Origin of the sequence: Pseudarthrobacter sp. efr-133-R2A-89 (assembly GCF_030209315.1) — a bacterium.
In the GTDB taxonomy this organism is placed as follows: Bacteria; Actinomycetota; Actinomycetes; order Actinomycetales; family Micrococcaceae; genus Arthrobacter.
The window spans coordinates 303,783-328,644 of the sequence record NZ_JARVSE010000001.1 but is presented as its reverse complement, the minus strand read 5'-3'; the positions used below and the strand labels follow the sequence as shown (position 1 = coordinate 328,644).

General features: G+C 65.8%; 22 protein-coding genes. 15 read left to right on the top strand and 7 right to left on the bottom strand.

Going from position 1 to position 24,862, the window contains the following annotated elements; all coding sequences use genetic code 11:
* The first annotated feature begins 37 nt into the window (after positions 1-37).
* Positions 38-1,054 carry a DNA polymerase III subunit delta gene (gene holA, locus QRM95_RS01520; RefSeq protein WP_285246141.1) on the top strand — a complete coding sequence of 339 codons (1,017 nt, stop codon included), beginning with the start codon at positions 38-40 and terminating at the stop codon, positions 1,052-1,054.
* Positions 1,055-1,219: 165 nt separating this feature from the next.
* Here holA and rpsT read toward each other — a convergent pair whose 3' ends face one another.
* Both rpsT and QRM95_RS01510 read right to left on the bottom strand, forming a co-directional pair.
* On the bottom strand, positions 1,220-1,480 hold the full coding sequence (rpsT, locus tag QRM95_RS01515) for a 30S ribosomal protein S20 (protein ID WP_018761400.1): 261 nt from the start codon (positions 1,478-1,480) through the stop codon (positions 1,220-1,222).
* A gap of 169 nt (positions 1,481-1,649) precedes the next feature.
* Positions 1,650-2,141 carry a type II toxin-antitoxin system PemK/MazF family toxin gene (locus QRM95_RS01510; RefSeq protein WP_285246140.1) on the bottom strand — a complete coding sequence of 164 codons (492 nt, stop codon included), beginning with the start codon at positions 2,139-2,141 and terminating at the stop codon, positions 1,650-1,652.
* 178 nt (positions 2,142-2,319) lie between these two features.
* On the opposite strand from QRM95_RS01510, the gene lepA reads away from it, so the two are divergent.
* Both lepA and hemW read left to right on the top strand, forming a co-directional pair.
* A complete protein-coding gene (gene lepA, locus QRM95_RS01505; RefSeq protein WP_109044560.1) occupies positions 2,320-4,176 on the top strand; it encodes a translation elongation factor 4 in 1,857 nt (618 codons plus the stop codon).
* A gap of 25 nt (positions 4,177-4,201) precedes the next feature.
* Positions 4,202-5,431, top strand: a complete 1,230-nt coding sequence (gene hemW, locus QRM95_RS01500; protein ID WP_285246139.1) for a radical SAM family heme chaperone HemW — start codon at positions 4,202-4,204, stop codon at positions 5,429-5,431.
* A gap of 164 nt (positions 5,432-5,595) precedes the next feature.
* Here hemW and QRM95_RS01495 read toward each other — a convergent pair whose 3' ends face one another.
* Both QRM95_RS01495 and QRM95_RS01490 read right to left on the bottom strand, forming a co-directional pair.
* A complete protein-coding gene (locus tag QRM95_RS01495; protein ID WP_018761396.1) occupies positions 5,596-6,006 on the bottom strand; it encodes a DUF4870 domain-containing protein in 411 nt (136 codons plus the stop codon).
* Between the two features lie 119 nt (positions 6,007-6,125).
* Positions 6,126-6,977 (bottom strand): DUF3097 domain-containing protein, encoded by an 852-nt coding sequence (locus QRM95_RS01490; RefSeq protein ID WP_285246138.1) that lies wholly within the window; start codon positions 6,975-6,977, stop codon positions 6,126-6,128.
* 173 nt (positions 6,978-7,150) lie between these two features.
* Between QRM95_RS01490 and hrcA the strand changes: the two genes are divergently transcribed.
* The 3 genes from hrcA (at position 7,151) to QRM95_RS01475 (ending at position 10,155) form a co-directional block, all read left to right on the top strand.
* Positions 7,151-8,164, top strand: a complete 1,014-nt coding sequence (hrcA, locus tag QRM95_RS01485) for a heat-inducible transcriptional repressor HrcA (RefSeq protein WP_285246137.1) — start codon at positions 7,151-7,153, stop codon at positions 8,162-8,164.
* A gap of 84 nt (positions 8,165-8,248) precedes the next feature.
* Complete coding sequence (gene dnaJ, locus QRM95_RS01480; protein ID WP_285246136.1) at positions 8,249-9,376, top strand: molecular chaperone DnaJ; 1,128 nt, start codon at positions 8,249-8,251, stop codon at positions 9,374-9,376.
* Positions 9,377-9,378: 2 nt separating this feature from the next.
* Positions 9,379-10,155 (top strand): 16S rRNA (uracil(1498)-N(3))-methyltransferase, encoded by a 777-nt coding sequence (locus tag QRM95_RS01475; protein ID WP_285246135.1) that lies wholly within the window; start codon positions 9,379-9,381, stop codon positions 10,153-10,155.
* On the opposite strand, the gene QRM95_RS01470 is transcribed toward QRM95_RS01475, so the two are convergent.
* Positions 10,142-11,026 carry a GerMN domain-containing protein gene (locus tag QRM95_RS01470; protein WP_461841727.1) on the bottom strand — a complete coding sequence of 295 codons (885 nt, stop codon included), beginning with the start codon at positions 11,024-11,026 and terminating at the stop codon, positions 10,142-10,144. The two genes, QRM95_RS01475 and QRM95_RS01470, sit on opposite strands and share 14 nt — an antisense overlap.
* 419 nt (positions 11,027-11,445) lie before the next feature.
* On the opposite strand from QRM95_RS01470, the gene QRM95_RS01465 reads away from it, so the two are divergent.
* The 5 genes from QRM95_RS01465 to QRM95_RS01445 all read left to right on the top strand — a co-directional run bounded on the left by QRM95_RS01465 (position 11,446) and on the right by QRM95_RS01445 (position 16,954).
* Positions 11,446-12,534: a PhoH family protein gene (locus tag QRM95_RS01465; RefSeq protein ID WP_285246133.1), complete on the top strand. Its 1,089-nt coding sequence runs from the start codon at positions 11,446-11,448 to the stop codon at positions 12,532-12,534.
* Positions 12,531-13,004, top strand: a complete 474-nt coding sequence (ybeY, locus tag QRM95_RS01460) for an rRNA maturation RNase YbeY (RefSeq protein ID WP_018761389.1) — start codon at positions 12,531-12,533, stop codon at positions 13,002-13,004. Before QRM95_RS01465 ends, ybeY begins: the two co-directional genes overlap by 4 nt.
* Complete coding sequence (locus tag QRM95_RS01455) at positions 13,001-14,332, top strand: hemolysin family protein (protein WP_285246132.1); 1,332 nt, start codon at positions 13,001-13,003, stop codon at positions 14,330-14,332. The genes ybeY and QRM95_RS01455 overlap by 4 nt, the downstream gene beginning before the upstream one ends.
* Entirely contained in the window at positions 14,316-15,275 is a 960-nt protein-coding gene (gene era, locus QRM95_RS01450) for a GTPase Era (RefSeq protein WP_018761387.1), read from the top strand. The genes QRM95_RS01455 and era overlap by 17 nt, the downstream gene beginning before the upstream one ends.
* Before the next feature lie 92 nt (positions 15,276-15,367).
* On the top strand, positions 15,368-16,954 hold the full coding sequence (locus QRM95_RS01445) for an LCP family protein (protein WP_285246131.1): 1,587 nt from the start codon (positions 15,368-15,370) through the stop codon (positions 16,952-16,954).
* Between the two features lie 105 nt (positions 16,955-17,059).
* Here the strand turns inward: QRM95_RS01445 and QRM95_RS01440 are convergent, their stop codons facing one another.
* Positions 17,060-19,012 carry a M13 family metallopeptidase gene (locus QRM95_RS01440; RefSeq protein WP_285246130.1) on the bottom strand — a complete coding sequence of 651 codons (1,953 nt, stop codon included), beginning with the start codon at positions 19,010-19,012 and terminating at the stop codon, positions 17,060-17,062.
* A gap of 252 nt (positions 19,013-19,264) precedes the next feature.
* Between QRM95_RS01440 and leuA the strand changes: the two genes are divergently transcribed.
* The 3 genes from leuA (at position 19,265) to QRM95_RS01425 (ending at position 22,693) form a co-directional block, all read left to right on the top strand.
* Positions 19,265-21,004, top strand: a complete 1,740-nt coding sequence (leuA, locus tag QRM95_RS01435) for a 2-isopropylmalate synthase (RefSeq protein ID WP_285246129.1) — start codon at positions 19,265-19,267, stop codon at positions 21,002-21,004.
* Between the two features lie 85 nt (positions 21,005-21,089).
* Positions 21,090-21,842 carry a DNA repair protein RecO gene (gene recO / locus QRM95_RS01430; protein WP_285246128.1) on the top strand — a complete coding sequence of 251 codons (753 nt, stop codon included), beginning with the start codon at positions 21,090-21,092 and terminating at the stop codon, positions 21,840-21,842.
* A gap of 2 nt (positions 21,843-21,844) precedes the next feature.
* Positions 21,845-22,693 carry an isoprenyl transferase gene (locus tag QRM95_RS01425; RefSeq protein ID WP_285246127.1) on the top strand — a complete coding sequence of 283 codons (849 nt, stop codon included), beginning with the start codon at positions 21,845-21,847 and terminating at the stop codon, positions 22,691-22,693.
* On the opposite strand, the gene QRM95_RS01420 is transcribed toward QRM95_RS01425, so the two are convergent.
* Entirely contained in the window at positions 22,684-23,643 is a 960-nt protein-coding gene (locus QRM95_RS01420; protein ID WP_285246126.1) for an alpha/beta hydrolase, read from the bottom strand. The genes QRM95_RS01425 and QRM95_RS01420 overlap by 10 nt on opposite strands.
* Before the next feature lie 93 nt (positions 23,644-23,736).
* Here QRM95_RS01420 and QRM95_RS01415 point away from each other — a divergent pair, with 93 nt between their 5' ends.
* A complete protein-coding gene (locus QRM95_RS01415; RefSeq protein ID WP_285246125.1) occupies positions 23,737-24,804 on the top strand; it encodes a quinone-dependent dihydroorotate dehydrogenase in 1,068 nt (355 codons plus the stop codon).
* Positions 24,805-24,862 lie beyond the last annotated feature (58 nt).

Genomic DNA, 24,862 nt, shown 5'->3' with positions numbered 1-24,862 from the left:
TGGGATACTGCACTAAAACCTCCGGAAGGGACCTTCGATGGCCGCTGCGCAAAAGCGTGAAACCCGCTCTCCGGCGTCGAACGCTGCCTCCTGGCGGGACGTGACACCGGCGCAGATCGTCTTGGTGACCGGGCCGGAGGAATACCTTGGCATCCGGGCCATGGACAGGGTCCGGTCGCAAGTCCGGACGGCGGCACCGGACGTCGAACTCAGCCGCATCAACGCCGCCGGTTATGAGCCGGGGGCCCTGACCATGCAGGTCAGCCCCTCGCTGTTCGGCGAGAGCAAACTCATTGAAGTCGAATCTGTGGAGGCCATGAATGAGGCCTTCCTCGCCGATGCGCTGGACTATGTCCAGCATCCCGAGCCGGATGCCGTCGTCGTGCTTCGACATGCCGGCGGCGCCCGCGGGAAAAAGCTGCTCGACGCCGTCAAGAAGGGCGGCTGGCCCGTCGTTGACTGCCAGCCCTTGAAGAAGGATGCTGACAAAATCTCTTTCGTCACCGCGGAATTCAAGACGGCGGGTCGCCGGATCAACCAGGACGCCGTCCAGGCCCTGGTGAACGCCGTGGGTGCAGACCTGTCCGAACTTGCTGCCGCCTGCAGCCAGCTGATCGCTGACGCCACCACTACCGTCACGTCCGAGACTGTGGACCGCTACTATGGAGGGCGCATCGAAGCCACCGCCTTCAAAGTGGCGGACGCCGCCATGGCGGGAAACGCGCCGCTGGCGCTGTCCACCCTGCGCCATGCCCTCGCCACGGGCGCGGATCCGGTACCCCTGGTTGCCGCCCTCGCCGCAAAACTGCGGACGGTGGCGCGGGTGGCCGGCGCGTCAGGATCGTCCGCGCAGATTGCGGCGGAACTGGGAATGCAGCCTTGGCTGGTTGAACAGGCCCAGCGGGACGTCCGCCGCTGGACCCCTGAGGGCCTGGTGCGCTCCATCCAGGCCACGGCAGAGGCTGATGCCCAAGTGAAGGGCCTGTCACGGGACCCTGTCTACGCCGTGGAACATGCCGTGACGGTGATCGCCATGTCGGTCCAGGGCAGGTAACGCCGGCATACGCGACTGCCGGCGTAGCGCCCGGGCATCCTGCTGCCGGTGTGCAGGGTTGGCTGGGTACCACTGTGCCCGCTGTCTGGCGGACCGCCGCTTAAACGCATGTGGCCGGCACCTTGCGGTACCGGCCACACCATCAGTTCGCGGGAACTGGAAACCTTAGAGTGCGTTGACCTTCTTGGAGATCGCCGACTTGCGGTTCGCTGCGTTGTTCTTGTGCAGAACACCCTTGCTGACAGCCTTGTCCAGCTTACGGCTGGCAGAAACGAGCGCAGTAGTAGCAGCTTCCTTGTCAGCGGACTCAACGGCGGTGTTGACGGCGCGGATGGCCGTCTTCAGCTCAGACTTGACTGCGTTGTTGCGCAGGCGTGCCTTCTCGTTGGTCAGGATGCGCTTCTTCTGGGACTTGATATTCGCCACGTGTGAACTCTCTTTGTAATGCGGAAATGGTCTAGAGGGCTTTCCGGCTGGCCTTGACTGAGCGGCGTGGGGATACCTATGGCGGCCAACCATCAGTGACCGTCGACCTGCACGGACACACAGCTATAAAGAGTAGCAGGTCAGGGCCGGGGCTGGCCATTTCCGGCGCCTATGTCCAACCGTGCCGCCGGCGCAGCCCGGAGGCGACTTTCTCGAAACGCGCCTTGTCCAGGACGGCGCCCTCCCGCCGAACGCTGTCCGGCCTGATCTGCAGGACCCGGTCCAGCCGGACCTCGCTGGCCCTGCCCTGCTTGTCCCAGGCGCCGGAGCCAAGGTCCACATAGAGGTCGGAAGCCGTACCCGGCGCCACCCTGTCCCTGCTGGTCATCATCAGGCCCAGGAGATATGGCCCGTGCCGTCCCACCAGCAGCACGGGCCGGTCCTTACCCCTGCTGTGGTCCTCCTCATACGGGACCCAGGTCCACACCACCTCACCGGGGTCCGGATCGCCGTCGGCACTGGGTGCGTACCGCACGGCGGCCCGCCCGGTGAAGTCACCCGGATAAACGGACGTGGGCGCACCCCCGGCGGGGCGTCCCAACCGCAGCATGCGCAGGCCGCGGCGGACGGCGTTAGCCACGGAGCGGAGGTCGATAGCCATGCTGAAACCCTATCGCCATGCGCGGCCGGCAGAGTGCCCCCGCCGTGGCGCGGCAGGATGCGGTGCCGCGGCCCGGGACGTGGGACACTGGGAGTTCAAGATGTGCGGCCACACCGCCCGGCACCTTCGGGGTTGCCTGCCGGTTGGCTGCGAACAATGCCAACAGTAAGGACCCTGCGTGTCTCCCATGGCCCGCACCGCACCGGTGCCCGCCGCGACAGATCCGGCCATTATTCGGAACTTTTGCATCATCGCGCACATTGACCACGGCAAGTCCACGCTGGCTGACCGGATGCTGCAGTCCACCGGGGTTGTCCAGGCGCGCGACATGAAGGCCCAATACCTGGACCGCATGGACATCGAGCGTGAGCGCGGCATCACCATCAAGTCCCAGGCCGTGCGGATGCCATGGGAAGTGGACGGCGTCAGCTACGCGCTGAACATGATCGACACGCCCGGCCACGTCGACTTCACCTACGAAGTATCCAGGTCGCTGGCCGCCTGTGAGGGTGCGATCCTCCTGGTGGACGCAGCGCAGGGTATCGAGGCGCAGACACTGGCAAACCTGTACCTTGCCATGGAGAACAACCTCACCATCATCCCGGTGCTGAACAAGATCGACCTTCCGGCAGCGCAGCCGGAGAAATACGCAGCCGAACTGGCCAACCTCATCGGCGGCGATCCGGAGGACGTCCTGCGCGTGTCCGGTAAGACCGGCGTCGGTGTCGAGGCACTCCTGGACAAGATTGTCCGCGACCTCCCCGCCCCGACGGGCGACCCGGATGCACCCGCCCGTGCCATGATCTTCGACTCCGTCTATGACACCTATCGTGGCGTGGTCACCTACGTCCGCGTCGTGGACGGCATGCTGCACCCCCGTGAGCGCATCCAGATGATGTCCACCAGGGCATCGCACGAGCTGCTGGAAATCGGTGTCAGCTCGCCGGAACCCACGCCGTCAAAGGGCTTGGGCGTCGGTGAAGTGGGTTACCTCATCACCGGCGTTAAGGACGTGCGCCAGTCCAAGGTGGGCGACACTGTCACCAACCTGGCGAAGCCGGCGGCCACGTCACTGCCCGGCTACGCAGACGCCAAGCCCATGGTGTTCTCCGGCCTGTATCCGCTGGACGGCGCCGACTATCCGGTCCTCCGCGACGCCCTCGAAAAACTCATGCTCAACGACGCCGCCCTGGTGTACGAGCCGGAAACCTCCGCAGCCCTTGGCTTCGGTTTCCGTGTCGGTTTCCTGGGCCTGCTCCACCTTGAGATCACCCGTGAACGCCTGGAACGCGAATACAACCTGGCACTCATCTCCACCGCACCGAACGTTGAGTACGAGGTCACCCTGGAGGACAAGAAGGTGGTCCAGGTGACCAACCCCAGCGAGTACCCCACAGGCAAGGTCGCGGAGGTGCGCGAACCCATGGTGTCCGCCACCATCCTGGCGCCCAACGAATTCGTCGGCGCCATCATGGAACTCTGCCAGGCCCGCCGCGGCGTCCTGGGCGGGATGGACTACCTGTCCGAGGACCGGGTGGAGATCAGGTACCGCCTCCCGCTGGCCGAGATCGTGTTCGACTTCTTTGACATCCTGAAGTCCAAGACCCGCGGCTACGGGTCCTTGGACTGGAAGGCCGACGGCGACCAGGCAGCCGACCTGGTCAAGGTCGACATCATGCTGCAGGGCGAACAGGTGGACGCGTTCAGTGCCATCACGCACAAGGACAAGGCCTACGCCTACGGCGTGATGATGACCGGCAAGCTGCGCGAACTCATCCCGCGGCAGCAGTTCGAGGTGCCCATCCAGGCGGCCATCGGCTCCAGGATCATCGCCCGTGAAAGCATCCGCGCCATCCGCAAGGACGTCCTGGCCAAGTGCTACGGCGGCGACATCTCCCGTAAGCGGAAGCTGCTGGAGAAACAAAAAGAAGGCAAGAAGCGCATGAAGATGGTCGGCACGGTGGAAGTTCCGCAGGAAGCGTTCATCGCGGCCCTCACCACGGACGATTCAAAGGACAAGGCCAAGAAGAAGTGACCACCGCGCACCGGGGGACCCGCTGATGCCCAGCGTTCTTCCCCTTGGCGACCCGGCGCCGTCGGACGGTCTGCTGCCTGCGCAGGCAGCAGAGGGTGCGGCGGGCCGGGCCTTCGGCTTGTACGTCCACATCCCTTTCTGTGCCGTGCGCTGCGGGTACTGCGACTTCAACACGTATACGGCAACGGAACTCGGCGGCGGCGCTTCCCAGGATGCCTACGCGGGGACGGCCGTCTCGGAAGTGGGGCTGGCCGCGGAGGTACTGAAGCGTTCCGGCGTCCCGGCACGCAAGCTCAGCACCGTTTTCTTCGGCGGCGGCACCCCTACACTCCTGCCGGCCGGCGATCTCGCCATGATCCTTCGTGCCGCCATCGACCAGTGGGGAATCGAGGAGGGTGCGGAAGTCACCACCGAGGCCAACCCCGACTCGGTCACGCCCGAATCCCTCGCTATCCTCAAGGAAGCCGGCTTCACCCGGGTGTCGTTCGGCATGCAATCCGCCGTCCCGCACGTATTGAAGGTCCTGGACCGCACCCACACCCCGAGCCGGGTTCCGCAGGTGGTCCGGTGGGCCCGGGAGGCGGGCCTTGCCGTCAGCCTGGACCTGATTTACGGCACGCCCGGTGAGTCCCTGGCCGACTGGCGGTATTCCCTTGAAACAGCCTTGTCGTACGAGCCCGACCACATCAGCGCCTATGCGCTGATCGTCGAGGAGGGCACCAAGCTCGCCGCACAGATGCGGCGCGGCGAGGTCCCGGGAATCGACGACGACGACCACGCCGACAAGTACGAGCTCGCCGACGAGCTGATCACCGAAGCCGGGCTGGGCTGGTACGAGGTCAGTAACTGGGCCCGGACCCCGGAGCAGGCCTGCCGGCACAACCTGGCCTACTGGCGGGGCGACGACTGGTGGGGGATAGGGCCCGGCGCCCACTCACACGTGGGCGGCGTGCGGTGGTGGAACGTCAAGCACCCTGTGGCCTACGCCAACCGGCTCTCGCAGGGCCTGTCGCCGGCTGCGGGCCGCGAAACCCTCGATTCGGACACCAGGAGACTGGAGCGGGTGATGCTGGAGGCGCGGCTGCAGTCAGGCCTCGACGTCTCGACGCTCAGCACTTTGGGCCGCCATGAGGTGGCGGGCTTGATCGCGGACGAACTGGTGGAACCGGCCGCGGCGTTCCACGGACGGCTGGTCCTCACCCTGAAGGGCCGGCTCCTGGCGGACGCCGTGGTCCGCAGGATCCTGCCCGACTAACCGCAGCACGGCCCCGGCTTGAGCTTGCGAGGGCTGGAATACGCTGGGTGGGCCCACAGCGGCGAGGGCCCCGGCTTGAGCTTGCGAAGGCTGGATTACGCTGGGTGGGCCGACAGCGGCGAGGGCCCCGGCTTGAGCTTGCGAGGGCTGGGAGCCGCTGGGGACTATTTGATCCAGCGCAGGTTGTACGGGTAGCGGTGCGGCTGGCCCCGGTTGACGTGGATCCCTGCGGCCACCGAGAAGCAGGTCAGCGCAACCCAGATCAGCGTGGCGATGACGGCGAAGATGTTGCCTACGTAGGGAATGAACACCAGGATGTTGGCCAGGACCGCGGCGATGGTGGGCGGCAGGCTGAAGTTCAGCGCTTCCTTCGACTCCTGTGCTGTGAACGGTCCGCGGTCCCGGAAGATCAGGTAGATCAGCAGGGACGGAATGCACCCCAGGATCCCGCCGAAGTGGGCCAGTGTGGCCCACTGGCGGTCTTCGCTGGCCGTGAGCGGCAGCGCGTTGGCGGGGACGCCATGGTACTCGGAACGGCCTTGGCCATCCCTGTGATCACGTGCGTTTTCTGCCACAGTCTGTTTTCCTTCGGGGGTGCAAGTGGTGCTGACGACTATTAGGGACTCGGTGCAACGCTGCCAAAATCAAGGCATCGCAGTATCCAGAATACTGGGTCGCGGGGCGGAAGCGGCTTTCAGGGCACGGTGAGGAAATCGATCACTTCCTCAACCCGTCCCAGCAGCGATGGTTCCAGGTCGGCGTACGTGCGGACGGCGCCGAGGAGTTTTTGCCATCCCAGGCCAATATCTTCCTTGGTGGAGTGCGGCCAGCCAAAGGCCTTCAGGATGCCGGTCTTCCAGTCCTGCCCGCGGGGAATTGCCGGCCATTGCTGGATGCCCAGCACGGCGGGGCGGATGGCCTGCCATACGTCCACGTAGGGGTGGCCGACGATCAGGACATTTCCGGCGGCGCCAGGGGAGGCCATCACGGCGTCGGCGATGCGCGATTCCTTGGAATCGGGCACCAGGTGGTCCACGAGGACCCCAAGCCGGCGCCCAGGTCCCGGCCTGAAGTCCGCCACGGCGGCCGTGAGGTCGTCGATTCCGTGCAGGGGCTCGACGACGATGCCTTCCACCCGCAGGTCGTCTCCCCACACCTTCTCCACCAGTTCGGCGTCGTGCTTGCCTTCCACCCAGATCCGGCTGGCTTTTGCCACCTGGGCGCGCTGTCCGGAAACCCGAACCGACCCGGAAGCGGTCCGTCCCGCAGCGGGACCGGCGGCCGCGCGGGCGGGCGCCGGCGGCATCAGGCGGATCGGCTGTCCCTCCAGGAGGAACCCGAACCCCAGCCGGAAGGACCGCGACTTTCCGCGCCGGTCCTCGAGGGCCACCACGTGCATTCCGCCCGATTTCTCCACCCGGGTGACAGCTCCAACCCAGCCCGACTGGACTTCCTCCAGCACCATGCCGCGCTCCACGGGAACTTCCGGCAGTTCGGTCCGGCTAGGGGCGGAAATCCCGCGGGGGCCCCAGTTCTGGTAGTCCATGGATTCGATCCGCCTCGCGCTAGGTCCTCACCCCCGGAGTTTCGCCCGGAGCGGTACCAATGCTAACAACGGGCCGAGGCATAATAGACTGTTAGCACTGAGGCATGTCGAGTGCTAACCCCTGGGCGGCACCGGACGGGGCACGCGCCCCGGACCGTGGATGGAGGTGGAGAGTGAGCGAGCCACGCAAACTGGAAGTGCTGCGGGCGATCGTGGAGGATTACGTCCACTCCCGCGAGCCCGTCGGCTCAAAGGCGCTGGTGGAGCGTCATCATCTCGGTGTTTCCAGCGCCACGATCCGCAATGACATGGCGGCGCTGGAGGACGAGGGCCTGATCACCGCGCCGCACACCAGCGCAGGACGGATACCCACGGACAAGGGCTACCGCCTGTTTGTGGACCAAATCTCGGCGGTCAAGCCCTTGTCGGCGGCAGAGCGGAGGGCCATCCAATCACTCCTCGAAGGCGCGGACGACCTCGACGACGTCCTGGACCGCACGGTCCGTCTTCTGTCCCAGCTGACCAACCAGGTGGCAGTGGTCCAGTACCCGCACTTGAGCAGGGCCCTGGTCCGCCACATTGAATTCGTGCTGCTGGCGCCGCGCAAAGTACTGGTGGTGCTGATTGCCAACAGCGGCAAAGTTGAGCAGCGTGTGATCGACGTCGGCCAGGACCTCGGCGACGAGGCGCTTGCGGAGTTGCGGACCCGGTTCCTCGGGGCCTTGGGCGGCACGTCGCTGAGCCGCCTCGCCCAGGCCTTGCCCGCCGTCGTCGCCGCCGCACCGCACCCTCAGCGCCAGGCCGCGCACGCACTGGCACTTGGGCTGGAGGTCCTGGCCCAGAGCAGCCGGGAAGACCGGATGGTCATGGCCGGAACGGCCAACCTGGCCCGGTCCAACGTAGACTTTCCACTCAGCATCGGCCCGGTGCTCGAAGCACTCGAGGAGCAGGTGGTGATGCTGCGGCTGCTGAGCGAAATGGCGCAGGACCACCGCGGCGTGGCCGTCAGTATCGGACGCGAGAACCCTTACGACGGCCTCGCAGAGGCGTCCGTGGTGGCCACAGGCTATGGCCCTGACAGCGCCGCGAAGGTAGGGATCCTCGGCCCCACACGGATGGACTATCCCACCACCATGGCCGCCGTCAGGGCCGTGGCCCGCTACCTTTCCAGGATTTTGGGGCCCTGATCCTTCGTTACCGGACCACGTCCGGCATCAGGACCGGACACCGGACCCAACTGCACGCAGTACAACAAGGAAGAGATACGAACTTTGAGCAGCCACTATGACGTCCTTGGAGTCTCCCCCGAAGCTACGGGCGAAGAGATCAAAAAGGCCTACCGCAAACTGGCCCGTACCCTTCACCCCGACGTAAACCCCGGGGACGACGCGTCGGAACGCTTCAAGGCAGTCACTCACGCCTACGAGGTCCTCTCCGACCCCCAGAAGCGCCGCATCTATGACACCACCGGCAACGAGAACGGAACAGACAACGGCTTCGGCGGCGCGGGGTACGCGGGCCAGGGATTCGCATTCCAGGACATCTTCGACACCTTCTTCGGTGCCGGCGGCACGTCCGGACCGGCTTCCCGGGTGCGCAGGGGCCAGGACGCGCTCATCAGCGTCCGGATCGACCTCCGCGACGCCGTCTTTGGCGTCAACAAGAAGCTCGAAGTGGACACCGCCGTCGTCTGCCCCACCTGCGACGGATCGTGCTGCCGCCCCGGCACGCACCCCGAGCGCTGCGATATCTGCGGCGGCAGCGGCCAGGTCCAGCGGGCAGTGCGCTCCATCCTTGGCCAGGTCATGACGGCGGCCCCCTGCGGCACCTGCGAAGGCTTCGGCACGGTCATCAAGGATCCCTGCAACGAATGCAGCGGCCAGGGCCGCATCCGCAGCCGCCGCTCACTGACCATCAAGGTCCCTGCCGGCGTTGCCACCGGAACCCGCATCCAGCTCTCCGGGCAGGGCGAAGCCGGCCCCGCCGGTGGCCCCGCCGGCGACCTCTACGTGGAGATCCGGGTCAACAACGACGCCACCTATGTCCGCGAAGGCGATGACCTTCACGCCACCTTGCACATCCCCATGACAGCGGCTGCCCTCGGCACGGACGTCAGCCTGGAAACCTTCGACGGCAGCCAGGAGATCGACGTCAAGCCCGGCACGCAGTCCGGCGAGGTCATTACCCTTCGCGGGCTGGGCGTCACCCACCTGAGGGGCTACGGGCGCGGAGACCTGAAGGTCCACCTCCAGGTGGACACTCCCGCCAAACTCGACGCCGCGCAAGAGGACCTGCTGCGCCAGCTCGCCAAGCTCCGCGGGGAACAGATTACTGAGGGTAAGCTCGCCGCCAGCGGCGGCATGTTCGCCAAGCTCCGGGACCGGCTCGGTAACCTGTAGCGGTGAGCAACCCCGTATTCTTCGCCAGCCCCGGCTCCCTGGACGGCCTGGCGCCCGGCCAGGTCTTTGTCCTGGAGGGACCCGAAGCCCGGCATGCAGTCACCGTAAAGCGCTTGTCGCCCGGGGAGGCCGTGGACATAGTGGACGGCGCCGGCGTCCGCATGACCGGCAAGGTGGCGTCGGCATCGTCCACCGCACTGGAAGTGGAGTGCGGGACCGTGGTGGCCGAACACAGGCCCGAGGTCCGGCTGGTGCTGGCGCAAGCACTGGCCAAGGGCGACAGGGACGAACTGGCCATTGAGACGGCAACGGAACTGGGCATCGACGCCGTCATACCCTGGCAGTCGGAACGGTCCATCGTCCGCTGGAAGGGGGACCGGGCCGCCAAGGCCCACGCCAAGTGGCAGTCGGCCGTTGCCGCGGCCGCCAAGCAGGCCCGCCGCGCCTGGATTCCGGAGGTCCGGGACGCCGTCGAAACGTCCGGGCTCTGCAACGCTGTGGCGGCCGCGGACCTGGCCGTCATCCTGCACGAAGACGCCGTCAGGCCCCTGCGAACCGTCCTTGAAGGATGGCGGGGGAGCGCGGGCACCGGGCCCCGCGAGATTCTGCTGATTGTTGGCCCCGAAGGCGGCATCAGTCCCCGCGAGGTGACCAAGCTCTGTGACAACGGCGCGGTGACGGCCCTGCTGGGGCACCATGTCCTGCGGTCCTCCACTGCCGGCCCGGCCGCCGTCGTGCTGGCCAGCGACATCCTGGGACGCTGGGCTACCGCACCTTAAAGGACCGGGTGTCCTCGTTCCGGTCCGGCTCTCCACCGGACCCGGCCTGCGCCACGTGGAGTTCATAATCACCGGCCGGCAGGTTAAGGGCCAGTGTGAAGGCCCCTGCCTGGCCCTGTTCCGCGGCCGCCGTCGTTTCGCCGGTCAGGAAAGGCGTCTTGCCGCCGCCGTTGTCCGCCACCTGCAGGATTTGCCAGTGGAGCTTGGCTCCCGGCGACGTGCTGCGCCCGGTGATCTTCACGCTGCCTGCCGGGACTTCGGTATTCTCCTGCGGGTCGATGATCCAGACCGGCGCCACCAGGCCGGCGGCACGGGTCATCAGGGCGCCCAACTGGACCTTGCCGAAAGCGACGTAGTCCGTGTGCCCGTCCACGAGGATCCGGACCCGGACCTGCTGGCTGGTGTCAATCAGCCCCGAACTGGCGGCCGCCGCGGTGGCCGTATAAATCAGTTGCTGGATGGCGCGGGCAGCCATGTCGGCGTCGAGGTTGCTGTTGAACGCGTCAGCCGAAACGTCCACGGTGATGACGTCTTTGCCTGAAATCGAGGTGGCCAGTTTGTCCGGATTTTGCCATGGCGTGAAGAAATCAGGATCGAGCGGCTTCTCCGACATCATGGCCCGCAACGCGCGCGTCACCGGGTTGTCCTGCTCCGGGACGTCGCGGAATTCGCGGTAGAGGAAGATGTTGCCGCCGCTGCGGCCGATCCAGTACACGGGCGCCTTGTTGGAGGATTGGGTGGTCTCCAGCGGAGCGCTGGTGGACGGTGCATCCGGCATGGTCCCGCCGGACGCCGGGACCGAGGCGAGCGTGCCGGTCGGCGATGGGCCGCCCTCTGCGGTGCAGCCTGCCAGTATGGGAACAAGCACCAGGACGCCTGCCAGGACAGCCGGGCGAAAGGGGCCCTTCGTTCGGCCTGCCCTTTTGGGCACAGAGGTATCCGGCACTGTCCTGCCCTTGTCCTTTCGTGGCGTGGCGGGCCGATCCCCTGGCGGCCTGGAAGTCCCAGCAGTTGCTGGATTTCCAGCATTACACAGCGGTAAGGCCCAGCAGCGGTTCTGTGGCCGTCGCGCCCCAACTGCAACGGGAACGATATGAGGCCGATATGAAGTTGATATCAAACGGCTGCACCGCAGGACGTTCAGCAGCCGGCCGGTACGCGTAGCCGCCAGCTGCTGGCGTAAGATGAAGGGATCGCTGGGCAAGGAGCACCGTGCAACGGGCGCCCCTTCCAGCGCGGAAAATTGGATTGAAGAACTTCGAGGGGACCACAGGCCTGCGGGCCAGCACCATGACTGAATCAGCAAATGGTAAGCGCCGGCTCAACACAGGCGACGGCAGCCCGGGGGAGTTTCCCCACTCACTGCCGGGCACGAGGACCGAAGTTGTCCTGTTTGAGAACTCGGACCAGATGGTTCAATCACTTGGCAGCCACGATGAGGCGTTGCGGTTCATCGAAGTCCAATTCCCGGATGTCAACTTCCACGTGCGCGGCAACGAGCTCTCCATCAGCGGACCGGCCAGCGACGTCCCCCGTATCATGCGGCTCCTCCAGGAGGTCCGTGGCCTCGTGGCCCGCGGCACGGTGATCACCCCGGCCGTGCTGCAGCAGTTGGTGGCGCTCCTGCGCACCCAGTCACTGCAGAACCCCGTGGACGTCCTGACCCATGACATCCTCTCCAGCCGCGGCAGGACCATCCGGCCCAAAACGCTGAACCAGAAGAACTACGTCGACGCGATCGACGCCAACACGGTGATCTTCGGGATCGGCCCCGCGGGCACCGGCAAGACCTACCTGGCCATGGCCAAAGCCGTCCAGGCCCTGCAGCAAAAAGAGGTCAGCCGCATCATCCTCACCCGCCCCGCCGTGGAGGCAGGGGAGCGCCTTGGGTTCCTGCCCGGAACGCTGAGCGACAAGATCGATCCATACCTCCGGCCGCTTTACGATGCGTTGCACGACATGATGGACCCCGAGTCCATCCCGCGGTTGATGGCCGCCGGGACCATCGAGGTGGCACCCCTGGCCTACATGCGCGGCCGGACACTCAACGACGCCTTCATCATCCTTGACGAGGCACAGAACACCACGCCGGAACAGATGAAGATGTTCCTGACCCGTCTCGGGTTCGGCTCCAAGATGGTGGTCACCGGAGACGTCACCCAGGTGGACCTGCCGTTTGGTACGCGCTCGGGTCTGCGGATCGTGGAGGAAATCCTGCAGGGCATCGAGGACGTGAACTTCTCCGTCCTTGACGCCGCGGACGTCGTCCGTCACCGGTTGGTGGGGGACATCGTCAACGCCTACAGCATCTGGGACGAAGCCCAGCGGAACCGCGTCAAGCACTCAGTCAACCGGGAAAAGCGGGGGGAACACGCGTGAGCATCGAGGTGAACAACGAGTCCGGCGTCCACGTCGAAGAAGCTGAACTCGTTGCATTGTCGCGGTACATCTTTGAACAGCTCTACATCCATCCGCAGGCCGAGCTGTCCATCCTCCTGGTGGACGAACCGGCCATGGAAAAGCTGCACATTGAATTGATGGACGAACCCGGCGCCACGGATGTGCTCTCGGTCCCCATGGACGAACTCACACCCGGAACCCCGGGGCGGCCCACCCCCCAAGGCATGCTGGGCGATATCGCGATCTGCCCGCAGGTGGCGAAGGTCCAGGCCAAGAACGCCGGCCACTCGCTCCAGGACGAAATGCTGCTCCTGACCACCCACGGAATCCTCCACCTGCTGGGCTACGACCATGCGGAACCGGAGGAGAAGGCGGAGATGTTCGGCCTGCAGCGCGAACTCCTGACCGGATTCACCGGCAAAGAAGCACCCGCCGAGACGACCCAGTGACGCAACTGCTCCTCGTCGCGGTGGCACTGGTATTCCTTGCCGTCGCGGCCCTGCTGACAGCGGCCGAAGCCGCCTTCAGTTTCCTTCCCAGGCACGACGCGGAAGCGGCACTGCACAAAAGCCGCGGCACGGCCATGCGGCGTATCCTCGCGGAGCCGGTAGCGCATACGCGGGCGCTCCGGTTCTGGCGTGTCTGGTTCGAGATGGCTTCGGCCGTGGCAGTGGCCGTCCTGGTGGCCAGCCTCCTGGACAACGTCTGGCTGGCAGGCCTCGTGGCCACCGGCATCATGGCCGTTCTCGGGTTCGTGATCGTAGGTGTCTCACCCCGACAGCTCGGGAGGCTGCACTCCACCACCGTGGTGCGGTTCACTGCCCCGATGGTCCGTTTCCTCACCAGTGTGCTGGGCCCCATTCCCGGCTGGCTCGTGGCCTTGGGCAGTTCCGCGGCCCCAGGAGCCCCGGGCGGGGATGACGCATTCTTCAGTGAGCAGGAATTCCGTGAGTTGTTGGACCGGGCCAGTGAATCGGACATGATCGAGGACACCGAGGCGGAGATGATCCAGTCGGTCTTCGACTTCGGCGACACCCTGGTCCGGGCCGTGATGGTGCCGCGGACCGACATCGTCAGCATCGACGCCGGTTCCAGCCTTCACCAGGCGATGTCACTGTTCCTCCGGTCCGGATATTCACGGATCCCGGTGATCAGCGAAAACACCGACCACATCCTGGGAATCATCTACCTCAAAGACGTCGCAGCGGTCATCCACCAGCTGGAAGCCGGTGAGGAGCCACCTGTAGTGGAGGCGTTGGCCAGGGAAGTGCGCTACGTGCCCGAGTCCAAACCCGTCAGTGACCTCCTGCGCGAGTTGCAGAAGGAATCCACCCACGTGGCAATCGTGATTGACGAGTACGGCGGTACCGCAGGCCTTGTCACGCTGGAGGACCTGATCGAGGAAATCGTGGGCGAGATCGTGGATGAATACGACACCGAGAGTGCCGAGGCGGTGGCGCTGGGTGACGGCTCCTACCGGGTCAGCGCCAGGATGGGCATCGACGATCTCGGCGAACTTTTCGACCTGGAGCTCGACGACGACGAGGTGGACACCGTTGGCGGCTTGCTGGCCAAGGCGCTTGGCCGGGTCCCGATCGTGGGCAGCAGCGTGGAAGTACAGGGAGTGTCCCTTCGCGCTGAGCGGCTGGAAGGCCGGCGCAACAGGGTCAGCCACATCATTGCGGCGCCCGTACCAAGAGTAGAGACTGACTTTGAAGGCCTCCTGGAAGAGGCCGAATCAACCCAGCAGGGAGTTCCACGTGAGCAAGAAAAATAAGGACGCGGCGCCGGACGACTTCGGCGGCTTCCGCGCAGGGTTTTCGATCCTCGTCGGCAGGCCGAACGCCGGCAAGTCCACCCTGACCAACGCGCTGGTGGGCAAGAAGGTGGCCATCACCTCGGCCAAACCGCAGACCACGCGGCACACCATCAGGGGCATCGTCCACCGTGAGGACGCCCAGCTGATCCTTGTGGACACTCCTGGGCTGCACCGGCCACGCACCCTGCTGGGCAAGCGCCTCAACGACCTCGTCGCCGACACCCTGTCCGAAGTTGATGCCATCGGATTCTGCCTGCCGGCCAACGAGAAGATCGGCCCCGGTGACAAGTTCATCGCCACACAGCTTGCCGCCGTCGGCCGCAAACCGGTCATCGCCATCGTCACCAAAGCTGACCTGGTGGACAAGCAGGCTCTGACCGAGCAGCTCCTCGCCGTGGCGGCCCTGGGTCGCGAGGTGATGGGGGAGGACGGCTGGAAGGACATCGTGCCCGTCTCAGCCGCGGACGGTTTCCAGGTGGAGACCGTGGCCGACGTTCTGATCAGCCACATGCCGCCGTCGCCTCCGCTGTACCCGGACGGCGAGCTCACGGACGAGCCCGAGGCCGTGATGGTGGCCGAACTCATCCGCGAGGCGGCGCTGGAAGGCGTCCGGGATGAGCTTCCCCACTCCCTGGCTGTCGTCGTCGAAGAGATTGTTCCCCGGGAAGACCGTCCCGATGACAACCCGCTGCTGGACGTCCGGGTCAACCTCTACGTGGAACGGCCCTCGCAGAAGGCCATCATTATCGGCAAGGGCGGCAGCCGATTGCGTGAAGTGGGCACCAATGCCCGGAAGGGCATCGAAGCGCTCCTCGGAACCCGCATCTACCTCGACCTCCACGTCAAGGTAGCCAAGGACTGGCAGCGCGACCCGAAGCAGCTGGTCAAACTGGGTTTCTGACCAACCGACAGGGCGCCAAGGCGTCCCGCCACATCTCCAGACCTGGACCACTAAAATGGGCCGGATTTTGTATTAAGAGGAAGGTTCACCCCGTGGGTCGAGGCCGCGACGAACGCGACAACGAGGCTGACCTCTCAGCCGGACCGGGACCGGTATCCCGGCACGCGGACGGCGGTGCCGCAGGGGCGGCGCGCCACCTGGGGCCGCTGCGCACCATGCCCCTGTGGCTGAAGATCCTCACGGGCGTGGTGGCCGCAGTTCTGGTCGGCGGGATCGCCTTTGCCGGCTTCTGGTTCTTCCGGCTGCAGGGCAACATTTCGAAGGCGCCGTTGAACGCCGGGGGTGGCAGCACTGAATCGCCTGCCAACGATGCCACGGGCCGGATGCAGATCCTGATTCTCGGCTCGGACACCCGGGACGGGAAGAACTCCCAGTACGGGTCCGCTGACGATTCCACCGGCTACGGCAAGTCGGACGTGATGATGCTGATGGACATCTCCGAGGACAACAAGCGCGTCAACGTCATCAGCTTCCCGCGCGACCTCCTGGTGGACATCCCGCAGTGCACCGACCAGAAAACCAACAAGGTCTATCCTGCCCGCAGCGGCGTGATGATCAATGAGGCCATGGGTGAGGCCGGCATCGGGTGTGCCGTGGATACCGTCAACAAACTCACCGGCATGCAGGTGGACCACTTCATGATGGCCGACTTCAACGCGGTCAAGGAGCTCTCCAATGCCGTCGGTGGCGTGGAGGTATGCATCAGCGACGCCGTCTTCGACCCCGACTCGGGGCTTCGCCTGCCCGCCGGGACGTCGTCCGTCCAGGGCGAGATGGCCCTTTCCTACCTCCGGACCCGCCACGCGTTCGCCGACGGCGGCGACCTGGGCCGGATCAAGGCCCAGCAGGGGTTCCTGTCCTCGCTGACCCGCAAGATCAAGGACGAGGGGACGTTGTCCGACCCCGCCAAGATGCTCAAGATCGCCGACGTCGTCACCCAGAACCTGACAGTGGACAATGGTCTTGCCTCCGTTCCGGCCCTCCTCACCATCGGCAACCGGCTGAAGAACATCGACATCGGCAAGGTTGCATTCGTGGCCGTGCCCACCACGCCGGCACCCACCGACCCCAACCGCCTGGTGATCGCCGAACCTGCGGGAGCCCAGCTTTTCTCGGCGCTCCGGAAGAACGTCGACCTGACCGACCCGACAGCACCAACCACCACCGCACCGGCGCCTGGCGAGTCTGCCACGCCATCGCCCTCGCCGACGGAGACACTGGCGCCGGTACCCCCGTACAACAAGGCGATCCAGCCCGTCACCGTTGCCAATGGCAGTGGCGTGCCCGGCAGGGCGCAGGAACTTGTGCAGGCACTGGTGAACGGCGGCTTCGCAGCAACGTCGCAGTTCCAGGCACAGCCGGTGGCAAAGACGGCCGTTTACTACGGCCCCAACTTCGCCGATGTGGCCACCGACGTCGCCGCCCTGCTGGGAATCCCCGCCGGACAGGTGATTCCGCTGCCGGCCATCCAGGGCGTACAGGTGTACGTGGGCAGTGACTTCACCACGGGCACTGCCTTCGGTTCCGGGGCGCCCGCACTGCCGTCTGACATCGTCAACCAGACCGCAGGCGACAAGGTCTGCCAGCAGGCTAACCCTGCGCTGATCGTGCGGCAGTAACAGGCATCGCGTTGCCCGGAGCAGGCCAAGGTGCCGGTCAACACAAAGCAGGCCCCGCCGGTACCGGCGGGGCCTGCTCTGTTAGCCCGGAATTTCGCGTTGCCGCTACCAGATGCTGACGCGTTCAGCGGCGGGCATCCACATGCCATCAGCCTCCGTCACGTCGAAGGCCTCGTGGAATGCGTCAAGGTTCCTGGCGATCGCGTTGGTGCGGAATTCGTTGGGGGAATGCGGGTCCGTGGCCAGGCGACGGACGGCTTCCTCCTGGCGGATGACCTGGCGCCAGCCCGCGGCCCAGGAGGCGAAGAAGCGCTGTTGCCCGGTGAAGCCGTCCAGGACGTCGGGTTCCTTTCCGTCCAGGCTGATCAGGTAAGCCTTGTAGGCGATGGTGAGCCCTGCCAGGTCGCCGATGTTCTCGCCCAACGTGAGCCTGCCGTTGACGTGGTGGCCGGGTGCCGCCGTGGGGGACAGGGCGTCATACTGTGCCACGAGCCGGGCCGTCAGGGCCTCGAATGCCTGGCGGTCCTCGTCCGTCCACCAGTTGCGGAGCGCCCCGCCGCCGTCGAACTGGGAGCCCTGGTCATCGAAACCGTGGCCAATCTCGTGCCCGATCACCGCACCAATGCCGCCGTAGTTGACGGCGTCGTCGGCGTCGGCCGTGAAGAACGGCGGCTGCAGGATGGCTGCCGGGAAGACAATCTCGTTCATCATCGGGTGGTAGTAGGCGTTGACCGTTTGCGGCGTCATCAGCCACTTGTTGCGGTCCACGGGTTTGCCCACCTCATCCAGGTGCCGGTCCACATCGGCGTTGTGGGCGCGCTCCACGTTGCCCAGCAGGTCATCGGGCTTGATCTCCACGGCTGAGTAGTCGATCCACTCATCCGGGAAGCCGATCTTGGCACGGAAGGCCGAAAGCTTGCGGAGGGCCTCCGCCTTGGTGTCCTCACCCATCCAGGCGACATCGTTGATGCTCCGGCGGTAGGCCTCGGTCAGGTTCGCCACCAGCGTCTGCATCCGGGCCTTGTGGGTTTCGGGGAAATGCCGTGCCACATAGATCTGGCCCACGGCCTCGCCGAGACCGGATTCGACCACCGCGACCCCCCGCTTCCAACGGTCCTTGTTCCGCGGGGTGCCGCTGAGCGTGGTGCCGTAGAAGGCGAAGTTGGCGTCCACGAACGGCGAGGACAAGTACGGTGCGGCGGCGCTGACGACGCGCATCGCCAGCCATTCCTGCCACGTGGACAGCGGCACTTCGTCCAGGAGCGCCGTGGCCCCCGAAAAGAAGTCAGGTGTGCTCACCACGATTTCGGCCCGCTTGGCCGGCTCAATCCCGGCTGCCTCAAACCAGGTACCCAGGAGCGGGAAGAGCGCAGCTGCTTCATCTGCCGTTTTCAGGTTGTAGGTCTTTTGCGGATCCCGAAGGGTGACGTTGTCCCAGTGGTGGGCGGCGAGTTTCGTTTCCAGCTGGACCACACGGTCTGCCGCACCGTTCGGATCAGCCACGCCGGCCAGTTCGAACATTTTCTCCACGTGTCCGGTGTATGCCGACACAATGGGGGCGAACTTCCCTTCGCGGTAGTAGGACTCGTCGGGCAGGCCCAGGCCGCCCTGGCCCGTGTAGAGCAGGACCCGGTCCGGGTTTCCCGCGTCCGGTGCCGGGTAGATGTAGAAGAGGCCGCCGACATCGGCGCGGAAGAGCCGGCCGGCCAGCGCCATGAGCTCTTCGACCGACGCGGTGGAGAAGACGTCGGCCAGACGGGCCCGGATGGGTTCCATGCCCTTGCCCTCAACTGTTGCCTCGTCCATGAAGCTGTTGTAGAGGTCGCCGATCTTCCGCTCGATCCCCGTGGCATCCGCGCCCTTGGCTGCCGCTTCCTCGATGATGTCCCGGACTGCGATCTCGGACCCGTCGCGGAGGGCAGTGAACGTACCTTCCAGGGGCCGGTCGTCGGGAATCTCGGTGGCTTTCAACCAGGCGCCGTTCACATGTTGGTACAGGTCATCCTGCGGCCGGACTGTGTGATCAATGGTGGACAGATCGATCCCCGAAATGGGCACTGAAACTCCTTTTTGCTGCGACGCCGCTGCCGGGCGAACACGGAGGCGTCTGCATGCTGGACTTTACGGACGGTAGTGCCCTTTCATCTTACGCACCCGTGTTACCCTCAAAGTGTGCGTGCAGAGCTCCTTCTCCTTAGCTGCCGCGGCGAGGCCACAGACGCTATCTAGCGCACGGCCCACCCTCGCTGCGGAGTTTGTGTTGCCCGGCCACCCTTTCACCGAAGATCGATAGAAAAGGCCACGAACCCCATGCGTAACGCACAAAAGCCCTCCGGAATGCCTGCCCATCGGTACACCCCGTTCCAGGACCAGATTACGGTCGAACTGCCGGACCGCACCTGGCCGGACAAGGTCATCACCAAGGCCCCACGCTGGTGCGCGGTAGACCTCCGCGACGGCAACCAGGCGCTGATCGATCCCATGAGCCCGGCGCGCAAGATGAAGATGTTCGACCTGCTGGTCCGCATGGGCTACAAAGAAATTGAGGTCGGTTTCCCGTCCGCGTCGCAGACGGACTTCGACTTTGTCCGCCAGCTCATCGAGGGAAACCACATCCCCGACGATGTCACCATCCAGGTCCTGACCCAGGCCCGCGAGCACCTGATCGAGCGGACCTACGAGTCCCTGGTGGGCGCCAAGCAGGCCATCGTGCACCTGTACAACTCCACGTCGGTCCTGCAGCGACGTGTGGTGTTCAACCAGGACGAGGACGGAATCCTGGACATCGCCCTGCAAGGTGCGCGGCTCTGCAAGAAGTACGAGGAAACGCTCGCTGACACGCACGTGACTTACGAGTACTCGCCGGAGTCTTTCACCGGCACGGAACTCGAGTACGCCGTCCGCGTCTGCAACGCCGTCGCCGATGTTTTCGAGGCGTCCGCTGACCGCCAGGTCATCATCAACCTCCCCGCCACGGTGGAAATGGCAACGCCCAACGTCTACGCCGACTCCATCGAGTGGATGAGCCGCCACCTGCACCCGCGCGAGGGAATCATCCTGTCCCTGCACCCGCACAACGACCGCGGCACCGGTGTCGCCGCCGCGGAGCTGGGATACATGGCCGGCGCCGACCGCATCGAAGGCTGCCTCTTCGGCAACGGCGAGCGCACCGGCAACGTGGACCTTGTAACGCTGGGCTTGAACCTGTTCGTCCAGGGGATCGATCCCATGATCGATTTCTCCAATATTGACGACGTCCGCCGGACCGTGGAGTACTGCAACCAGCTGCCCGTCCCTGAGCGTTCGCCCTATGGCGGGGACCTGGTATTCACCGCATTCTCCGGCTCCCACCAGGACGCCATCAAGAAGGGTTTCGAAGCCCTGGAGCGGGATGCCGCTGCGGCTGGCAAGGCTGTGGACGACTTCACCTGGCAGGTGCCGTACCTGCCGGTGGATCCCAAGGACCTGGGACGCAGCTACGAAGCCGTGATCCGGGTCAATTCCCAGTCCGGCAAGGGCGGCGTTGCCTACCTGCTCAAGAACGAGCACAGCCTGGACCTGCCGCGCCGTGCCCAGATTGAGTTCTCCGGCGTTATCCAGCGCCGTACCGACACCGTCGGCGGGGAGGTCAGCGGCGCCCAGCTATGGCAGATCTTCCAGGACGAGTACCTGCCTTCCGGCCAGGCCGAGGGGCAGTGGGGCCGCTACTCGCTGGGTGCCGTCAAGACGGAAACAGATGACGACGGCGGCATGACGCTCCACGCCTCGCTCACCATTGATGGCGCGCAGGTCCGGCGCACCGGCACCGGCAACGGTCCGATCGCCGCCCTGCTGAGCATCCTGCACGACGACGGCGTGGACGTCCGGGTGCTGGACTACAGCGAACATGCCTTGTCCGAAGGCGGCAACGCCATGGCTGCCGCGTACGTCGAGTGCGCAGTGGGGGAACGGGTCCTGTGGGGTGTCGGCATCGATGCCAACACCAGCATGTCATCGCTGAAGGCCGTCATTTCGGCCGTCAACCGCGCCATCCGCGACGCCCAGGCCTGACACCTCTGAAGTTGTGCCGCCGGTTCCGCCGGCGGCACAACCGCGTCCTGGCGACGTACGGCCGGGCAGGATGGGAAGATAGAGCGTGGTCCAACAGTCTTTTGCCTCCCGGGCGTACCGGGACGACGCCGTGGTGCTCCGCACCCACAAGCTGGGCGAGGCAGACCGGATTATCACGCTCCTCACGAAACACCACGGCCAGGTCCGGGCAGTCGCCAAAGGCGTACGCCGCACCAGCAGCCGGTTCGGTGCCCGGCTTGAACCGTTCATGGTCGCTGACCTGCAACTGGTTTCCGGGCGAACCCTTGATATTGTCACCCAGGCGGTGGCAAAGGGTGCCTACGGCGGCAGCATCGCAGCGGACTACGGACGGTACACGGTGGCCGCCGCCATGACCGAGACTGCGGAGAAGCTGACGGACGTCGACGGCGAAGCCGGGACGGCGCAGTACAACCTGCTCGTGGGTGCCCTGGCTGCGTTGAGTCGGGATGAACATGCTGCCGGCCTGATCCTGGACTCCTACCTCCTGCGTGCGTTGTCCACTGGCGGATGGGCGCCGAGCTTCACTGATTGTTCCCGCTGCGGCGCGCCGGGGCCGCACTCGGCATTTTCGGCACCCCTTGGCGGCATGGTGTGTGCCCAGTGCCGGCCCCCCGGGTCCCCGGCCCCGGCGCCCGAGACCGTCAGCCTGCTCGCTGCCCTGCTGACCGGGGACTGGACGACGGCGGACGCATCGTTGGCCCAGCACCGCAAGGAAGCGGCGGGCCTGGTGGCGGCGTACCTGCAATGGCATTTGGAACGAGTCCTGAAATCCCTCAAACACGTGGAGCGTACCTGACAGTGGCCATGGGTAAGAAGAACAATGCAGCCCGCAGGCGGACCCATCCGGTAGCGGCACCCTACCCGCATCCTTCAGGCGAGGTGGCGCCCACCATCCCGGCGGAATTCATTCCCCGGCACGTGGCCATCGTGATGGACGGCAACGGCCGCTGGGCCAACCAGCGGGGCCTTCCTCGGATCGAAGGGCACAAGGCGGGGGAGCCGGCCCTTCTTGACGTCATGGCCGGTGCCATCGAACTCGGTATCGAGTACGTCAGCGTCTACGCCTTCTCTACGGAAAACTGGCGCAGGTCTCCGGAAGAAGTCCGCTTCCTGATGGGATTTAACAAGGATGTGCTGCGCAGGCAGCGGAACCAGTTGGACGAGTGGGGCGTGCGGATCCGCTGGGCAGGCCGGCGGCCCCGGCTGTGGGGGTCCGTGATCCGCGAATTGGAGGAAGCCGAGGAGTTCACGGCAGCCAACAGCACCTGTAATTTGACCATGTGTGTTAATTACGGCGGCCGGGCCGAGATCACAGACGCAGTGTCGGCGATTGCCGCGGATGTGGCCGCGGGAAGGCTCAAGCCGGGTTCCATCACGGAACGGACCATCCAGAAGTACCTTGATGAACCGGACCTGCCGGACGTGGATCTCTTCCTGCGCAGTTCGGGCGAGCAAAGGCTGTCCAATTTCCTGCTCTGGCAGTCCGCCTACGCCGAGTTCGTCTTCATGGACACGCTCTGGCCGGACGTGGACCGGCGCACCCTGTGGGCTGCCGTCGAAGAATATGCGCGCCGGGACCGCCGCTACGGCGGGGCTGTCGATGCCGCCGCGAAGGCTGGTTCGGAAACGGAGCAGCCTCAGCCGTAAGCCCGCAGCCAGCGTGCCAGCCGCGCGTAGGCATCGGTTCGAATCGACTCAGGGGACAGGAAGACGTCGTGCAGGGCGCCGTCAATTCGTTCCACGGTCACTGTGGTGCCCAGGGTCAGGGCACGCGCGCCGATGATCGCCACGTCCAGGACCGCATCGGTCCGCCGCATGTCCTCCGACCAGAAGAGCCCGTTGGCGCTTCCCGCGGACAGCAGCACCAGGATGGGCACCTGGATCCCGAGTCCCTGTGCCACCCGGGCGTGGCCGGCGAGCACGGCCCTCAACCAGCCCGCACGCACCGGGAATGCCATGCGCGGGCGGTACCGCTCGTCAAGCGGCCACTCGCCGTCGGCCGCACTGCTGATGGTGCGCCAGTAGTGGCCCCGCGGTGGAAGCCGGAGCACCGCCTGGGGCCGGAAGCGGGCCACCGGCCCAACCATGCCTGACGCGGCGCGGCGCACCAGTGCGCTCCGGTGCATCTCCAGCCAAGGGCTGTTGAGGATCAGTTGCGACACGGCCCCGGGGTGGCGGCTCGTCCACAGCGCCGCCACCAGACCGCCGGTGGAGTGTCCCATCAGTGCCACAGGCCCTGGCCCGCCGGCAAGGGCGATGAGCCGGAACGCCTGCTGTATTTCCGCGTCATAGGCGGCCAGGTCGCCAACGTAGCCGCCCGGGAAATCCGGCCGCAGGCTGCGCCCGTGGTTGTGCATGTCCAGCGCATAGAAGTCGTACCCGGCCCGCGCCCAAAAATAGGCCAGGTCTGCGTTGAAGAAATAGTCGCTCCACCCGTGAAGGAACAGCACTGACCGGCGGGGGCCATCCGGAGCGCCCACACCCTTGGCCGGCCGGAGCCGGACCAAGGTTGCCGTCCGCTCCACGTTGTCGGCACCGGTGGCCACGAAGGAACAGGACTCGAAGTCCCCACCCAGGATGTCCTGCTGCCAGTGCATGCCATCATGCTAATCCTGCGTTGCGGGTACGGCCGCCTGCCCGGGCGCTTCTCCGTTTTGGTGTGGGACGCCACCAGACGGGAAACTGGAGGCATGCGCGTTTATCCCACTTTCTTCAAGCTGGCCTTTTCATGGATGGACGCCGAGCGCGCCCACAAAATCGGATTCAAGGGGATCCGGCTCGCGCATGCCACCGGCGCGGGACGGGTACTGCAGAAGCTGTCGGCTCCCGCGCCGTCGCTGCGGACCACCGCTTTTGGCGTCACTTTCCCCTCCCCATTCGGCCTTGCTGCGGGGTTCGATAAAGAAGGGCTTGGCATCGAAGCCCTCAGCGAGCTTGGTTTCGGCCACGTGGAGGTGGGAACCATCACCGGCCAGGCGCAGCCCGGCAATGAGAAGCCCCGGCTTTTCCGGCTGGTCCAGGACAGGGCCGTGATCAACCGGATGGGATTCAACAACGACGGCGCCGCAGCTGTCGCGCCCCGGCTCAAGGCCGCGCGCGCAGCACTTCAGCGCCGGTACCCGGACGTTCGTCCCGTCATCGGTGTGAATATCGGCAAGACGAAGGTGGTGGAGCTGGCCGACGCCGTGGACGACTACCTGGTCAGCGCCCGCAGCCTGGCCCCCGCCGCCGACTATCTGGTGGTGAACGTCAGTTCCCCCAATACTCCGGGGTTGCGGCTGCTCCAGGACGTGGAAACGCTCCGCCCGCTCCTGGTTGCCGTGGGGCAGGAAGCCGACCGCGCCGCCGGGCGGCACGTCCCGCTGCTGGTGAAGATCGCCCCGGACCTGAGCGATGAAGACATCGACGACGTTGCCCGGCTGGCACTGGACCTGAAGTTGGACGGCATCATCGCCACCAATACGACGATCGCCAGGACGGGGCTCTCCTCGGCCGCCGGCGACGTGGAAAAGTGCGGAGCCGGCGGACTGTCCGGGGCCCCCCTGAAGCAGCGCTCACTGGAGGTGTTGAAGCGGCTCAAAGACGCCACTGATGATGCGCTGGCCTTGGTGTCGGTCGGTGGCGTGGAGTCCGCCCAGGACGTTCAGGACAGGCTTGACGCAGGAGCCACCCTGGTGCAGGGATACACCGCGTTCCTGTACGAAGGACCGTTCTGGGCCGCAAGGATCAACAGGCAGCTGGCGAAGCGCCGCCGCTGACCCTTTCCGTTAACGCAGGAACCCCGGTGGTCGGCCCCCCGGGGTTCCTGCGTTTACC

Excerpts from the sequence above, each read along its gene's own strand:
- holA (WP_285246141.1), top strand. The coding sequence starts at position 38 with ATGGCCGCTGCGCAAAAGCGTGAAACCCGCTCTCCGGCGTCGAACGCT.
- QRM95_RS01510 (WP_285246140.1), bottom strand. The coding sequence starts at position 2,141 with ATGGCTATCGACCTCCGCTCCGTGGCTAACGCCGTCCGCCGCGGCCTG.
- hemW (WP_285246139.1), top strand. The coding sequence starts at position 4,202 with ATGCCCAGCGTTCTTCCCCTTGGCGACCCGGCGCCGTCGGACGGTCTG.
- QRM95_RS01490 (WP_285246138.1), bottom strand. The coding sequence starts at position 6,977 with ATGGACTACCAGAACTGGGGCCCCCGCGGGATTTCCGCCCCTAGCCGG.
- QRM95_RS01465 (WP_285246133.1), top strand. The coding sequence starts at position 11,446 with ATGACTGAATCAGCAAATGGTAAGCGCCGGCTCAACACAGGCGACGGC.
- leuA (WP_285246129.1), top strand. The coding sequence starts at position 19,265 with ATGCGTAACGCACAAAAGCCCTCCGGAATGCCTGCCCATCGGTACACC.
- QRM95_RS01420 (WP_285246126.1), bottom strand. The coding sequence starts at position 23,643 with ATGCACTGGCAGCAGGACATCCTGGGTGGGGACTTCGAGTCCTGTTCC.
- QRM95_RS01415 (WP_285246125.1), top strand. The coding sequence starts at position 23,737 with ATGCGCGTTTATCCCACTTTCTTCAAGCTGGCCTTTTCATGGATGGAC.